This window comes from Novosphingobium sp. BL-52-GroH (assembly GCF_044813085.1).
Classification (GTDB): Bacteria; Pseudomonadota; Alphaproteobacteria; order Sphingomonadales; family Sphingomonadaceae; genus Novosphingobium.
The window spans coordinates 789,482-802,500 of record NZ_CP171149.1 but is presented as its reverse complement, the minus strand read 5'-3'; the positions used below and the strand labels follow the sequence as shown (position 1 = coordinate 802,500).

Annotated in this window: 16 protein-coding genes (1 of these 16 cut by a window edge); 7 read left to right on the top strand and 9 right to left on the bottom strand. The window is 64.5% G+C overall.

The window, feature by feature from the left end; genetic code table 11:
- The 3 genes in view from tnpC to tnpA are tightly spaced (at most 31 nt apart) and all read right to left on the bottom strand, a layout consistent with a single transcriptional unit that may run on beyond the window.
- Window positions 1-1,155, bottom strand: partial view of an IS66 family transposase gene (gene tnpC / locus ACFFDA_RS03545; RefSeq protein WP_404476430.1) — the 5' portion only. Its footprint begins 417 nt before the window's first position; 1,155 of the gene's 1,572 nt are visible here — the first part of the coding sequence; it begins with the start codon at window positions 1,153-1,155; the stop codon falls past the left edge of the window.
- A gap of 31 nt (window positions 1,156-1,186) precedes the next feature.
- On the bottom strand, window positions 1,187-1,513 hold the full coding sequence (gene tnpB / locus ACFFDA_RS03540; protein WP_404476432.1) for an IS66 family insertion sequence element accessory protein TnpB: 327 nt from the start codon (window positions 1,511-1,513) through the stop codon (window positions 1,187-1,189).
- 26 nt (window positions 1,514-1,539) lie between these two features.
- A complete protein-coding gene (gene tnpA, locus ACFFDA_RS03535) occupies window positions 1,540-1,995 on the bottom strand; it encodes an IS66-like element accessory protein TnpA (RefSeq protein WP_404476433.1) in 456 nt (151 codons plus the stop codon).
- 230 nt (window positions 1,996-2,225) lie between these two features.
- Here tnpA and ACFFDA_RS03530 point away from each other — a divergent pair, with 230 nt between their 5' ends.
- The 4 genes from ACFFDA_RS03530 to ACFFDA_RS03515 all read left to right on the top strand — a co-directional run bounded on the left by ACFFDA_RS03530 (window position 2,226) and on the right by ACFFDA_RS03515 (window position 4,050).
- Window positions 2,226-3,239 (top strand): site-specific integrase, encoded by a 1,014-nt coding sequence (locus ACFFDA_RS03530; RefSeq protein WP_404478212.1) that lies wholly within the window; start codon window positions 2,226-2,228, stop codon window positions 3,237-3,239.
- A gap of 15 nt (window positions 3,240-3,254) precedes the next feature.
- Window positions 3,255-3,392, top strand: a complete 138-nt coding sequence (locus tag ACFFDA_RS03525) for a hypothetical protein (RefSeq protein ID WP_404478211.1) — start codon at window positions 3,255-3,257, stop codon at window positions 3,390-3,392.
- 328 nt (window positions 3,393-3,720) lie between these two features.
- A complete protein-coding gene (locus tag ACFFDA_RS03520) occupies window positions 3,721-3,873 on the top strand; it encodes a DUF2274 domain-containing protein (protein ID WP_404478210.1) in 153 nt (50 codons plus the stop codon).
- 18 nt (window positions 3,874-3,891) lie between these two features.
- The gene (locus tag ACFFDA_RS03515; RefSeq protein ID WP_404478209.1) at window positions 3,892-4,050 is read left to right on the top strand and encodes a DUF736 family protein; all 159 of its coding nucleotides are present in this window, start codon (window positions 3,892-3,894) and stop codon (window positions 4,048-4,050) included.
- Between the two features lie 199 nt (window positions 4,051-4,249).
- On the opposite strand, the gene ACFFDA_RS03510 is transcribed toward ACFFDA_RS03515, so the two are convergent.
- Both ACFFDA_RS03510 and ACFFDA_RS03505 read right to left on the bottom strand, forming a co-directional pair.
- The gene (locus ACFFDA_RS03510) at window positions 4,250-4,885 is read right to left on the bottom strand and encodes a flavin reductase family protein (RefSeq protein ID WP_404478208.1); all 636 of its coding nucleotides are present in this window, start codon (window positions 4,883-4,885) and stop codon (window positions 4,250-4,252) included.
- Between the two features lie 3 nt (window positions 4,886-4,888).
- Window positions 4,889-5,833 (bottom strand): carbon-nitrogen hydrolase family protein, encoded by a 945-nt coding sequence (locus ACFFDA_RS03505; RefSeq protein ID WP_404478207.1) that lies wholly within the window; start codon window positions 5,831-5,833, stop codon window positions 4,889-4,891.
- A 119-nt stretch (window positions 5,834-5,952) separates the two neighbouring features.
- Here ACFFDA_RS03505 and ACFFDA_RS03500 point away from each other — a divergent pair, with 119 nt between their 5' ends.
- Together ACFFDA_RS03500 and ACFFDA_RS03495 are read left to right on the top strand one after the other, a co-directional pair.
- Window positions 5,953-7,092, top strand: a complete 1,140-nt coding sequence (locus tag ACFFDA_RS03500; protein ID WP_404478206.1) for a cupin domain-containing protein — start codon at window positions 5,953-5,955, stop codon at window positions 7,090-7,092.
- A 38-nt stretch (window positions 7,093-7,130) separates the two neighbouring features.
- On the top strand, window positions 7,131-8,054 hold the full coding sequence (locus ACFFDA_RS03495) for a fumarylacetoacetate hydrolase family protein (RefSeq protein ID WP_404478205.1): 924 nt from the start codon (window positions 7,131-7,133) through the stop codon (window positions 8,052-8,054).
- 154 nt (window positions 8,055-8,208) lie between these two features.
- Here the strand turns inward: ACFFDA_RS03495 and ACFFDA_RS03490 are convergent, their stop codons facing one another.
- The 4 genes from ACFFDA_RS03490 to ACFFDA_RS03475 all read right to left on the bottom strand — a co-directional run bounded on the left by ACFFDA_RS03490 (window position 8,209) and on the right by ACFFDA_RS03475 (window position 12,141).
- The gene (locus tag ACFFDA_RS03490) at window positions 8,209-8,640 is read right to left on the bottom strand and encodes an acyl-CoA thioesterase (RefSeq protein WP_404478204.1); all 432 of its coding nucleotides are present in this window, start codon (window positions 8,638-8,640) and stop codon (window positions 8,209-8,211) included.
- Between the two features lie 8 nt (window positions 8,641-8,648).
- Window positions 8,649-9,104 carry a MarR family winged helix-turn-helix transcriptional regulator gene (locus ACFFDA_RS03485; RefSeq protein ID WP_404478203.1) on the bottom strand — a complete coding sequence of 152 codons (456 nt, stop codon included), beginning with the start codon at window positions 9,102-9,104 and terminating at the stop codon, window positions 8,649-8,651.
- Between the two features lie 181 nt (window positions 9,105-9,285).
- The gene (locus ACFFDA_RS03480; protein ID WP_404478202.1) at window positions 9,286-11,592 is read right to left on the bottom strand and encodes a bifunctional salicylyl-CoA 5-hydroxylase/oxidoreductase; all 2,307 of its coding nucleotides are present in this window, start codon (window positions 11,590-11,592) and stop codon (window positions 9,286-9,288) included.
- Window positions 11,593-11,676: 84 nt separating this feature from the next.
- Window positions 11,677-12,141 carry a MarR family winged helix-turn-helix transcriptional regulator gene (locus tag ACFFDA_RS03475; RefSeq protein ID WP_404478201.1) on the bottom strand — a complete coding sequence of 155 codons (465 nt, stop codon included), beginning with the start codon at window positions 12,139-12,141 and terminating at the stop codon, window positions 11,677-11,679.
- A gap of 102 nt (window positions 12,142-12,243) precedes the next feature.
- Between ACFFDA_RS03475 and ACFFDA_RS03470 the strand changes: the two genes are divergently transcribed.
- Window positions 12,244-13,017: a cyclase family protein gene (locus ACFFDA_RS03470; RefSeq protein WP_404478200.1), complete on the top strand. Its 774-nt coding sequence runs from the start codon at window positions 12,244-12,246 to the stop codon at window positions 13,015-13,017.
- Window positions 13,018-13,019 lie beyond the last annotated feature (2 nt).

The window sequence follows — 13,019 nt, the reverse complement described above, 5'->3', positions numbered from 1 at the left end:
GGCCGATGTGCCCCGTACTTCATCCTCGACGGCATAGAGAATGGCGATGCGACGCAGAAGCTCGGTCGCAACCGGCGACTTATCCGCGAGCTCAAAGAATTTACGCCGGACGTGCGACCAACAGAAAGCGAGGCTGACCTGCTGGCGACGCTTGGCAAGCGCCGTATACCCGCCATAGCCATCCACCTGCAGGATGCCTGCGAAGTCTCCGAGATGGGCGTCGGACCGTTCGGCTTTGCGGTCGGGGGCGTAGACGTAGGCGACCATCGGCGGATCGCTGCCACCCCATGGTCGATCATCGCGGGCGTAGGCCCAGATCTGGCCGGTCTTGGTGCGCCCACGTCCGGGTTCTAGCACCGGCGCCGTCGTCTCGTCGGCAAAGAGGCGCTGCGATCTTCGTAGCTCTTCGAGCGTGCAATCCCGCAGGGGTCTCAGGTACCAGGCTGCTCGGCCGACCCAGTCCGCCAAGGTGGAACGGTCGAGCTTGATGTCTTGGCGGGCGTAGATCTGCGCCTGCCGGTACAGGGGAACATGGTCGGCGTACTTCGACACCAGAACCTGGGCTATCAGTGCCTCGGTCGGAATGCCGCCCTCGACTATCCGGGCCGGTGCCGGCGCCTGGACGACCGCCCCTTCGCAAGAACGGCAGCCGTAGCGTGGACGACGCGTCACGAGGACGCGGAATGTGGTCGGCACGACGTCGAGGCGTTCGGAGACGTCCTCGCCGATCGCATGCAGCGCGCCGCCGCAGCAGGGGCAGGCCTTGTCCTCTACATCTACCACCTGCTCGACCCGCTCGAGGTGGCCAGGAAGCGAGCCGCGGTTGGTCTTGCGCGGCTCATGGCTTTGAGCGAGCTGAGAGACCGCATCGCGGCTCGCGCGTGCTTGACCTAGCGCCGTCTCGACATCCTCCAGGCCAAGCTGGAGCTGGTCAGGATCGAGCTGCTCGGAACGGGGGCCGAAACGGTGGCGCATGAAGGCGTCGATAATCGCCTGTAGCCGCTCGATCTCGGCATCGGCCTCACCTTTGGCGAGGGTCAGCTCAGCGACCTGGGCCTCCTTGGCGACCTGCACCTCGGCAAGCATCCGGGACTGCTCGAGGACCAACGCACGTAGCGTGGCAACGTCCTCGGGTAGGTCGGCTTCGGTGAGCATGAAGGCAGTGAATCAGTAGGCGAAAGCCCCGTCAACCGGCAATCTGCGGCGCCTGCGGCCGGCGCCCACCATGTACGCGGCGCCAGTCCAAACCTTCCAGCAAAGCGCCGAGTTGGGCCGCCGTCACACGCATCACGCCGTCCTGTATCCCAGGCCAACGAAAGCCGCCCTGCTCGAGCTTCTTCGCCATCAGGCACAGACCAGTGCCGTCCCACCAGATCAGCTTGATTCGGTCGCTTCGCTTCGCCCGGAAGACGTAGATGACCCCGGAAAAGGGGTCGCCGCCGTACTCGGCCCCGACGAGTGCAGCCAGAGCATCCGGCCCTTTGCGAAAATCCACTGGCCGCGTTGCGATCATGACGCGGGCGCCAACACCAGGTCCGATCATCGCGTAGCCTTGAGCGCTTCGATCACCGCGGCGATCAGCCCTTTATCGGTACCGCGGGCAATCCTCACCGCCACACCATCTATCTCCAGCTCCACCGCGCTCGGAGACGATCGGCGCTGACGCCGCGGACGCTTGGCAACGGCAGGCACCTCGCTTGGCGGCGACGGTTCTATCACTGCGGGAACGAAGAGAGATGCGGGCGCCGGGGCAACAGGAAGCGCGAACCCTTGGGCTTCCATCTGCTTGCGCAGTTCGCGGCGCCAGGTGAAAAGCTGCGAGGGGATCATGCCGTGCCGCCGAGCAACGGCGCTGACGGACTCTTGGCCGGAATAGCTCTCCGCGACGATCGAGACCTTGAGCTCGGGTGGCCAGTCCCGACGCTTCCCCGCGCCGGTGAAGACCTCGAACCGCTGAACCTCGCTAGTGCCAGCATCGTCACATGACATCGTCATAGCACTAAAGACCTCCGCCTGATCAAAGGCGGTGAAACTCGGCGATGCGCCTCACACCCGCAAGGTGGGGCTCAGGCTTCGCTTACCAAGCGCTGGCGGTTTGTCATGCAAAGGCGCGAGATCCTAGGCGGAAAGGTCCAGCTTTACCGGCGCATAAACGGCGGCAACTGGCACTGCTCCGCATCCGTCGGTGCAAAGCAGCATCGGGCCACACCAAGACCGACAGCCTGTTGCTTGCCAAGCAGGCTGCCGAAGATTGGTACCTTGGCCTGCGCGGCAAACTGCATGCCGGCATCCTCAAGACCGAGAAGACCTTCAAGGAGGCTGCTGCCCAGTTCCTCCGCGAATACGAGATCATCACCGAGGGACATGGCATTCGCCTTCGCGTGCATCTCCTGCCGTTCTTTGGGGAGCTTGGTGTCTCCGAGATCACGGGAGGCAAGGTGCAGGATTACCGGGTGCACCGGATGTCCTCACGGGGTATCGTCAATCCGCATTCGAAGAGCAATCGTCCGGTCTCGGACAAGGCACCCGCCGGAAAAACCCTTCACAACGAAATCGTGATGCTGCGCCAGGTGCTGCGCACAGCCGTGAGCCATGGCTGGTTGTCGCACTTGCCCGACATCTCCAGCCCCTACCGCGCTTCGGGCAAGATTGAGCATCGGCCTTGGTTCAGTCCTGCGGAGTACAAACAACTCTACAAGGCAGCCGGATTCTATGCCAAGGAGGCGCTACACGCGCACTTTGCGTGGAACGCGCAGCAGGTGCATGACTACGTCCTGTTCATGGCGAACACGGGCCTGAGGCCCGATGAAGCCTCCAACCTCGAGCACCGCGACGTTGAGATCGTCATCGATGACGAGACGGGGCAGCAGATTCTGGAAATCGAGGTCCGCGGTAAGCGAGGCGTGGGCTTCTGCAAAAGTATGCCCAATGCCGTGCGGCCCTATGAGCGGCTGCTCAATCGTCCCAAGCCTGTTCAGGCGGAAAGCCGTGGCGCAGCGCAGCAACGGCGCCGGGCCGGAATTGAAGAGGCCCCTGAAGTGCCTGTGGCGGAGCTGCCGAAGCCGACCGGCAAGGTCTTTCCTGGCAATCACGTGAAGTTATTCGACGGCGTGCTTGCCAGGGCGGAGCTCAAGCTCGACCGGGATGGCAAGGCCCGAACCGCGTACTCGCTACGCCACACATATATCCGCTTGCGGCTCATGGAAGGCGCGGATGTGTACGCGGTCGCGCGAAACTGACGGACCAGCGTCGAGATGATCCCGAAGCATTATGCCGCGCACATCAAGAACCTGATCAGCGCGGCGTCGGTGAATGTGCGCAAGGTCAAGCCTAAGCGGCGGCAGCAGCCCGCACCTGTCCAATTTGAAGATGATAATCTGATCGACGCCTAGTCGATGGTCTGCGCGGCGTTCGCGACGCGCCAGCGCATCCCCTTGCGGGTGCGCCTCGCATCAGCGCCCTTGCGGCGCTGGTGCGTGCACGAACGTGCTCTTCGGCTTCATCAGCCAACCTTGATCTTCCGGCGGCGGAAAAATGCGATTGTCGTCGCCCCGCCGGCAGTTGTACCGATGACGCCGCCTGTGAGAAAGGAGCATCAATCGTGACGCCACGTGCCGCCATTCAACAGATCGCGCGCATGGTTCGCGACGATATCCGCTCGGGAGCAATGTCGCCCCTGACCGAACCCCTATCAAGATTGCCGTAACGGTAACGCCGGACTTGGCCAACTCGCTTGCCGACTACGTTGCCGTATACAACCGAACTTATAGGGATAAGGATGACTTGGCTGACCTCATCCCTGCCATGCTCGAGGCGTTCCTGACCAGCGACCGTGCCTTTGCCAAGGCACGCAAGGATGCGGAGACTGCGTAGTGAGGCGCGGGCTTGTGCTTGCGCTTCAAGCTCTCGCGCCACGGCGGCTGGGAAGGGGAGGTCAACTCGCTCACCATCCAGCGTCAAATCCCCTTGGTGCCGAATGATGATCGGGTCAGCGACAACGCGCCTGCGTTCCGGGTCATGCTGGGACGGCAGCACATCGGTAATGCCTAGGAGTGGCATTCGCGTAGCGAACCGTTGCGCACTATCTGCGTATCAGTATCGACGATCCTGTCTGCCAGTTGAGCGCCATGCTCTTTACTGATGCGGACGGCGCAACCGCTCGGCTGGTATCGCCGCCCAGCCAACTGCCGATCAGGCATGTATCTATCTAGGAAGGTGGGGCGGGCGTCCGACCTCTATCCCCGCCGCGTTAGGTTGCTGGCTGCTCGCCCTGCCATTGCTCGAAGACTGGGCGGGTCATCTGGAACAGGTCGGTAGTCCGCGCATACCACCCCGCACCGTGCACGCGTGCGACGAGATTCATCGCCAGCGTATCCACGTGCAGCCGTTCGGGCTCGATGAAGGCGTCGTCGATGTGAAAGCGCAGCACCTCGCCGATCGCGATGGTCGTCAGGCCTGCCTCGACGATTTCGAACAGGCGGCACTCCATCGACACCGGTGCAGTTGCGATGCGCGGCGCGCCGACCACGCTGGAGGGCAGTGTCTGCAGGCCGGCCGCAGCTAATTCGTCGAAATTCGGCGGGCCGTCTATGCACGTGAAGTTCATCGCCGCGCTGTCCGCCTCGGAGACGAGGTTCACCACGAATTCGCCGGTCTCGATAATGTTCGCGGCGCTGTCCTTATGGGTGCCATCCGCGCGCCGCATCATCCCCAGCGCCACCAGCGGCGGCTCTGCGCCCATCATGTTGAAGAAGCTGTAGGGAGCGGCATTGCGCAATCCCGTGCCGGCGACAGTCGTCACCCAGGCGATCGGGCGCGGGGTTATCGACGAACCCATGAGCTTGTAGCGATCGGCCGCGGCGACCTTGGAGAAATCAAATTCCACGCATCACTCTCCGCCAGACCGCGTCACCGCGCGGCGAGGCGCCACGTTGACCGACAGTTCGAAAACGTCAGGGCGGGCGTAGTGGCCCACGACATCGAAATCGTACTTGCCCCGTACGACCTGGGCAGGGTCGATTTCCGCATACAGGATCGTCTCGCCCGAATAGTCGGGGCCCGCGAGAACCTGACCGAGGGGATCGACGATCATCGAGCCACCGCGCATCAGTACGGTGTCAGGGTCATCGCCCAATGCGCAGTCGTAGTCCGCGGGATAGGCGCCGCGCGTGACGTGCTGGCACGCGGAAAGTACGAAACAGCGGCCTTCGAGCGCGACGTGCTGCATCGTCGATGCCCAGCTGTCGCGATCGTCTGCGGTAGGGGCGCAGTAGAGGGTGATGCCCTGGTCGTACATCGCCATGCGCATCATCGGCATGTAGTTTTCCCAGCAGATCACCGCACCGATGCGTCCCAGCGGAGTGTCGATGACGGGAAGGGTGGACCCGTCGCCGAAGCCCCAGATCAGGCGTTCGGCACCGGTCGGCATCAGCTTGCGGTGCTTGGCCACGAGACCGTTCTTGCCGTCGAAGAACAGCGCGGTGCAATAGACGGTGCCGCCGTCACGCTCGATCACGCCGATGACAAGGAAGGCTCCGGTCTGCGCGGTAGCCTCGGCGAGCAGCGCCACTTCGGGACCGTCCAGGTCGATCGCCGCATCGTGGTAGAGCCGGAAATCCTCGCGGCCCTGGGGCTTGCGCATGCCGACCGGCGTGCCGAACGACGCGCCCTTGGGGTAGCCACCCAGGAACGCCTCGGGGAACACGACGAGGCTGGCTCCACCCGCTGCGGCCTTGTGCAGGAGTGCCGCGGCCTTCTCGGCCGCGGCCAGGGAATCGGTCGGGATCGACGCGGCCTGGACGACGGCGGCCTTGAAGGCGGAAGGCTGGGTCATGGTACGCTCCTTGTTTGGGAAACCACAGGGAATCTGCCTGCTGCGGCACCAGTATTAGTTGCATTTGACAGTTTATTCAAATTGTTTTAGGCCTGCAATATCTCGATATGGAGGCAGCCATGGCGATCGAAAGCTACGACCAGTACCGCGAGGAAATGATCGGCCGAGCGAACGTGGCGGATACCCCTGAGCTTGTCGCCTACTACGAGCGGCTCAAGCAACTCGGCACGGGCGCGCTGTGGACGGTGGCCAACAAGATCGAGCCTTGGGAGCCGGCGTCCACTTCCGTTCCTTATCTCTGGCGCTACAAGGACTTGCGTGACGACGTGATGAAGGCGTTGGACCTCGTCACTCCCGAACAGGCGGGCCGCCGGGTCGTCTATCTGGAAAATCCCGGTCGGGCCGACGTGGTTGCCGCCGTCGGCTGGCTCTATTCCGGGTTGCAGGTGATGGGACCGGGCGAGCTGGCATCGAGCCACCGCCATTCGGCGTCGGCGCTGCGTTTCATCATGGAGGGCGAGGGCGCCTTCACGAACGTCGACGGTCATAAAATGACCTTGGGTGCCAACGACTTCGTGCTGACGCCCAACGGCACCTGGCACGAACACGGGGTCGCCGACGGGGGCACGCCGTGCATCTGGCAGGACGGGCTCGACATTCCGTTGATGAACGCGCTGGAGGCGAACTTCTACGAGGTCCACCCGGACCTTCAGCAGGCCGTGTCCTACGCGGTTGACGATTCCACCGCGACCTGGGCGGGAACTGGGCTGCGACCCGCCGGAATGGCGTGGTCCAAACCTTATTCTCCTTTGTTCAAATACGAATGGGCCCCCACGTACGAGGCGCTGACGAAGTATGGGCGAGTCACCGACGGGTCGCCTTTCGACGGCGTGATGATGGAGTACGTCAACCCGCATACCGGCGGACCGGTGATGCAGACCATCGGCGCATCGATGCAGCTGCTGCGGCCGGGTGAGCATACGCGGGCGCACCGGCAGACCGGCAGCTTCGTGTACCAGTGCGCCAAGGGCAAGGGCTGGTCGATCATCAACGGACAGCGCTTCGATTGGCAGGAGCGCGACATTTTCGTAGTCCCTGCATGGGCTTATCACGAACACGCCAATGGCTCCGACAGCGAAGATGCGTGCCTGTTCACGTTCAACGACCTGCCCGTGATGCGCGCGCTGGGCCTCTATCGCGAAGAAGCCCTGGGCGAAAACGGCGGTCACCAGCCGGTGCTCAGCGGCACCAAGGCATAATTCAAAGACACCTAGACCTAATAACAGGGGGATCACCCATGCGTCTCGTTACATACCGCGCCAATGTCGAAGCCGAAGCACGCCTGGGCGCGATCGTCTCCGTGAATGGCCTCGACCTCGTGCTCGACCTCGAAACCTTCGGCGAGGAAATGGGCGTCCCGTTCCCCGCCACGATGCTCGAGTTCATCGATCTCGGCCCGCAGGCCGTTACGATCGCGACTAAGCTGATCGAGGATGCCGACGGGCTGTTCCCGCTGGGCACCGCGTTCCCGCTCGCCAACGTCACGCTGCTCGCGCCGATCCCGCGTCCGCGCAAGAACATCTTCGGCATCGGTCTCAACTACACCGAGCACGTCGCCGAAAGTGCCAAGTCGCTCGACACCTCGCCCGAACTGCCGCGTCAGCCCGTGATCTTCTCCAAGCCGCCAACCAGCGTGATCGCGCCGGGTGAGCCGATCCGCCACAATGCAGCGATCACGCAACAACTCGACTGGGAAGTCGAACTCGCAGCGATCATCGGCACCAAGGCCAAGGGCGTCGCGCGCGAGGACGCGCTGGCCTACGTCTTCGGCTACACCGTGTGCATCGACATGAGCGCGCGCGACTGCCGCCGGGCCGGGCAGTGGATCTATTCGAAGGGCCAGGACACGTTCGCGCCGATGGGCCCGGTGATCGTCACCGCCGACGAGCTTCCCGATCCGCAGACCCTTGACCTCAGCCTCACCGTGAACGGCGTGACCAAGCAGTCGAGCAACACCGCGTTCATGCTGTTCAAGGTCGACGAACTCGTCGCCGACATCTCGCAGGGGATCACGCTGGAGCCGGGCGACATCATCGCCACCGGAACTCCCGCGGGCGTGGGCGCGGGCATGGACCCGCAGGAGTGGGTCTGGCCCGGCGACACCATCGTTGCGACGGTCCAGGGCATCGGGACGCTGACGCACCCGATCGTAAAGGCCTGAGCTTCCTTTAAGGAACCACCCTGACTCGGGGGCCGCAAGGCCCCCTTTTTTATGCGCGAGGGCACGCGCATCGGGTCGCCCCACGAGAGGGTCGACGATTTCGGCACATGAAGGCCGGCAGGGTCGATGTTCCCGTGCCCGCCCCGGCGTCCTGTCAGAGCGTCGCGGCGGGGTCGGGAACGGGGAGGCCGGCTTCGATCGCGGCGCGCACGCCTTCTGGCCACTCGACCGGGCGATGGACGTTAAGGTCCATGCACACCAGCACCACCTGCGCGCGCAGCCGCTCGCGGCCCTCACCGGAGAAGACCACGGTGATGGCGCAGCTGGTGCGGCCGAGGCGCACCGGCGTCAGGGTGATCTCCAGCCGGTCGCCCAGCCGGCTTGGCGAGACGAATTCGGTCTCCAGCTTCACGGTGGGTACGCCCAAGTGGTGATCGAGGTGCATCGTGCCGAAATCGAGGCCGAGATCCTGCTCGAACCAGTCCTCGACCGCGCCGTTGAGCATTTCGAAGTAGCGGGGGTAGAAAACGATGCCGGCGGGGTCGACGTCGGCGAAGCGTACCTGGGCGCGGGTGATGAAGGGCATCGGTGGTCCTAAGCGATGGATGACTTGAGCTGGGCGAGCAGGTCGAGCAGCTGGCGTTGGCTGTCTTCAGGAAAATCGGCGAGCGCTTCGCGCACCCAGCCGTGATGTGCCTTGGCAAGCGCTGCGAACTGCAAGCGGCCCGCCGGGGTCAGCGACACGATCGCCGAACGTCCATCGTCGGGGTCGGTGCGCGCGTTGACGAGGCCCTGGTCCTGCAACTGGCGCACGATCGCGGTGACGTTGCCGTTGGAAACCAGCAGCGCGCGAGACAGTTCGCCCATACGCAGGCCGTCGGGCGCGCGGTCCAGCGTCGCCAGGATGTCGAAGCGGGGCAACGTCGTGGCAAACTGGTCTTCGAAATTGCGGCGCAGACGCTTCTCGATGATCTTCGCGCATTCGAGCAGGCGCACCCACACGCGTAAGTCCAGCGTGGTCGCCACACTTGGTCCGTCGGTCTCGGTCATCGCCGTGCAAGCTCCTCTTTCACGAGGTTCCATAACGTGCGGCGTGCGCATGTCTATTCCCGCGCCGCGATCGCAGCGCCGGGCGGCGGCGGATTCGCCGCCTCCGCGCAGGTTGGGTGCTGCGCGGAGGCGACGAAACGGGTGCGACGTGCCGGCAGTCAACGCTGCTCGTCCATGCTGCTCAGGCGCGGGCGCCGTTCGCCCGCTGACGCCCGACGCGCAGGGCCATCGCCTGGCCGGCAACGTAAGGCGCGGGGACGGGCTGCTCCTCGTAGCCTGCGGACGCGGCGGCGCGCAGTGTCCACACCGGATCGAACAGGTGCGTGCGGCCCAGCGCGACGAGATCGGCGCGGCCGGCGGTCAGGATCGAATTGACTTGGTCCGCATCTGCGATGTTGCCAACCGCGATTGTCGGCACTTGCGCTTCGTTGCGGATCTGGTCGGCGAACGGCGTCTGGAACATGCGGCCATAGACCGGTCGCGCCTCGGGCGTGGTCTCGCCTGCCGACACGTCGATGATGTCTACCCCGGCGGCGTGCAGCGCCCGGGCGATCTCCACTGCTTCGGCTGGCGTCACGCCCGCATCGCCCACCCAGTCGTTGGCGGAGATGCGCACCGCCAGCGGCTTGTCCTGCGGCCAGGCGTCGCGCACGGCGGCGATGACGCGCAAGGGGAAGCGCAGGCGGTTTTCCAGGCTGCCGCCGAACGCGTCGTCACGCAGGTTCATCACCGGGGTGATGAAGCTGGACAGCAGGTTGCCGTGGCCGGCCTGCACTTCGAGCATGTCGAAGCCGGCCGCTTCCGCGCGCAGCGCCGCGGCGACGAACTGCCTGGTGATCGTGTCCATCCCGTCGGCATCGAGCGCCTGCGGCATCACGCCGCCCTGGCGCCAGGGCCGGGCGCTGGCCGAAACCGTGGGCCACGGTGTATCGAGCGGCATGTCGTAGCCGACGCCCTCGCCGGGCACCTGGCAGGCGGCGCGGGGCCCCGAATGGCCGATCTGCGCGCAAGTCCTGGCGCGAGAATGGGCGTGGGCGAATGCGTTGAACGCCCGCCAGCGCTCCACCTGTCCGTCATTCCACAGGCCGGGGCAGGCTGGGGTGGCGCGGCCTTCGGGCGCGACGGCAAGCAGTTCGGTGACGATCAGCCCCGCCCCGCCCAGCGCGCGCGCGCCGTAGTGGACGGTATGGAAGTCGGTCGCACCGCCTTGCGCGTCCGCGCTGTAAGTCAGCATCGCCGGCATCACCACCCGGTTGGGCACTGTCAGGCCGCGCAGGGTATAAGGCGTGAACATCGGTTGCACCGGCGTGTTGCGGTCTTCGTTGCCGTTCCAGAACCAGCGCTCCATGCCCTCCAGCCAGGCGCGGTCGCGCAGCCGCAGGTTCTCGTGGCTGACGCGCTGCGAGCGTGTCATCAGCGAGTAGGCGAACTGTGGCAGGTCGAACCCGAGATACCTGTCGAGCGTCTCGAACCATTCAGTCGAATTGCGCGCAGAGTTCTGGATCTTGAGCACTTCGACGTGGCGCTCCGCCTGGTATTCGGCAAGCGCGGCGGCCAGTTCCTCGCGTCCGGTGATGCCCGGGCGGTCAAGCACCTGTGCCAGTTTGATCGCGTCTTCCAGCGCCAGCTTGGTGCCCGATCCGATCGAGAAGTGTGCGGTGTGGGCGGCATCGCCCAGCAGGACCACGTTGTCGAACGACCACTGGCGGCAGATCACCCGGCGGAAGTTGATCCACGCCGCTGAACCGCGCAAGTGCGTGGCGTTCGAGATCAGAGGATGGCCGCCCAGATGGCGCGCGAAAATCTTCTCGCAAAGCGCGATCGAATCGGTCTGTTCCATCACGTCGAGGCCGAGGCCTTCCCACGTCTCGGGCGAGCATTCGATGATGAAGGTCGAATGGGTGTCGTCGAAGCGATAGGCGTGCGCCCAGATCCAGCCGGCGTGCGTCTTCTCGAAGATGAAGGCGAAGGCGTCGAACAGCTTGGTGGTGCCGAGCCATGAGAACTTGTTGCGCTTGGTGTCGATGTCGACGTCGAACTTCTCGGCGTTGGCGGTGCGCACCAACGAATTGATGCCGTCGGCCGCGACGATCAGGTCGAAGTCGGCGTAGGCGGACACGTCGTCGCCGAACTGCGTCTGGAAGTGCATGACGACGCCGAGGTCGCGGGCGCGGGATTGAAGGATCTGCAGCAGGTGCTTGCGGCCGATGCCGATGAAGCCGTGTCCTGCGGAGGTCACCGTGTTCTCGCCCACGCTGACGTCGATCGCGTCCCAATGCGCGAAGCTCTCGACGATGGTGGCGGCGCTGACCGGATCGTTGGCGCTCAGGTTCTCCAGCGTTTGGTCGGAGAACACCACGCCCCATCCGAACGTATCACCCGAACGGTTGCGCTCGAACACGTGGATGTCGTGCGCCGAGTCGCGCAGCTTCATCGAGATCGCGAAGTAGATGCCGGCAGGTCCGCCGCCGAGACAGGCAATGCGCATAATGATCCCTCCTGATTTGCTTCAGGCTTAAACTAAGATGCTTGCATATGCAAGTGTCTCCATCCCGCCCCGCGGGAGAGGCCTTCAGTCTAGGTTGTCGTGGAGCCGGCCGAGCAGATCCAGCATGCGCGTGAAGTCCGTGGCGGAGAACCCGCGAATGATTTTTTCGTAGAGCGGGGCCGTGACCGACCTTGCGGCGGCCAGCTTTTCGCGGCCCTGCGCGGTCAGCGCGATTTCGGTCACGCGCCCGTCGGTTTCGCTGGGCGCGGTCTCGACCAGCGCCGCCTTGGTCATCCGCTCGACGATGCGCATCATCGTCGACAGGTTGATGACGGCGGACTTGGCCACCTGGCCGATGGCGAGCGGGGCGTGTTCGCCCAGGATCATCAACACGCGCCAAGTCGGGATGTCGATGCCGATGCCGCGCAATTCCGATTCGATCACCACGTTGTACCGGCTGGCTGCGCGGTTCAGCAGATAGAACGGGTAGGCGTCGAGGCGGAAATCTTCAGAACCGGGGTTCCCGAAAGGGCGCAAATCCTCGCTCATCCTCTACTCCAACCGGCGTGAATGCCCAGCATGACATTTTAGTTGCATATGCAACTGTATTCGATACTCTTCGCGTAATGGTCCGAAAAGGAGCCCAAGTCCATGACAGACGTTCTCGCCTCGCTCGCCCAGGCCCTTGCTGCCGGTGACATCACCGTCGTCGACCTGACGCAGACCCTTTCCGAAGACACCCCGCTGCTTGTGCTGCCCGAGCCCTTCGGGCAGACGGCCGCATTCTCGCGCGAGGAAATCTCGCGCTACGACGAGCGGGGCGTCGCCTGGCATTGGCACAACTTTACGGTGGGCGAACACACCGGCACGCACTTCGATGCGCCGATCCACTGGGTTTCGGGCAAGGACCTGCCCGACAACACGATCGACAAGGTGCCGCCGCAGAAGCTGGTCGCCCCCGCCGTGGTACTCGACTTCTCGGCAGAGTGCGCTGCGGATCCCGACTTCCTGCTCAAGGCCGAGCACATCAAGGCCTGGGAAGCGAAGCACGGCGAGATACCCGCCGGTTGCTGGGTGCTGTTCCGCACAGACTGGTCGAAGCTCGATGTCGGCAGCTACACCAACCGCCGCGAGGACGGGGCTCATACGCCCGGCCCCGATGCCGACGCGATCCAGTACATACTCGACCGCGACGTGCTCGGCTTAGGGGTGGAGACGATCGGGACCGACGCTGGCCAGGCGCATCTGCTTTCGCCGATGTACCCGGCGCACACGCTGCTCCACGGCGCCGGGAAATACGGCCTGCAGTGTCTGGAAAACCTCGACAAGCTGCCCGCAACCGGCGCGATCGTGATCGCCTCGCCGCTCAAGATCCGCGATGGCTCGGGCAGCCCCTTGCGCGTCCTCGCGCTCGTTTCGGAGTAAGG

Coding starts and splice junctions, on each gene's coding strand:
- tnpB (WP_404476432.1), bottom strand. CDS start 1,513: ATGATCGCAACGCGGCCAGTGGATTTTCGCAAAGGGCCGGATGCTCTG.
- tnpA (WP_404476433.1), bottom strand. CDS start 1,995: ATGACGATGTCATGTGACGATGCTGGCACTAGCGAGGTTCAGCGGTTC.
- ACFFDA_RS03525 (WP_404478211.1), top strand. CDS start 3,255: ATGATCCCGAAGCATTATGCCGCGCACATCAAGAACCTGATCAGCGCG.
- ACFFDA_RS03505 (WP_404478207.1), bottom strand. CDS start 5,833: ATGACCCAGCCTTCCGCCTTCAAGGCCGCCGTCGTCCAGGCCGCGTCG.
- ACFFDA_RS03500 (WP_404478206.1), top strand. CDS start 5,953: ATGGCGATCGAAAGCTACGACCAGTACCGCGAGGAAATGATCGGCCGA.
- ACFFDA_RS03495 (WP_404478205.1), top strand. CDS start 7,131: ATGCGTCTCGTTACATACCGCGCCAATGTCGAAGCCGAAGCACGCCTG.
- ACFFDA_RS03490 (WP_404478204.1), bottom strand. CDS start 8,640: ATGCCCTTCATCACCCGCGCCCAGGTACGCTTCGCCGACGTCGACCCC.
- ACFFDA_RS03485 (WP_404478203.1), bottom strand. CDS start 9,104: ATGACCGAGACCGACGGACCAAGTGTGGCGACCACGCTGGACTTACGC.
- ACFFDA_RS03480 (WP_404478202.1), bottom strand. CDS start 11,592: ATGCGCATTGCCTGTCTCGGCGGCGGACCTGCCGGCATCTACTTCGCG.
- ACFFDA_RS03475 (WP_404478201.1), bottom strand. CDS start 12,141: ATGAGCGAGGATTTGCGCCCTTTCGGGAACCCCGGTTCTGAAGATTTC.
- ACFFDA_RS03470 (WP_404478200.1), top strand. CDS start 12,244: ATGACAGACGTTCTCGCCTCGCTCGCCCAGGCCCTTGCTGCCGGTGAC.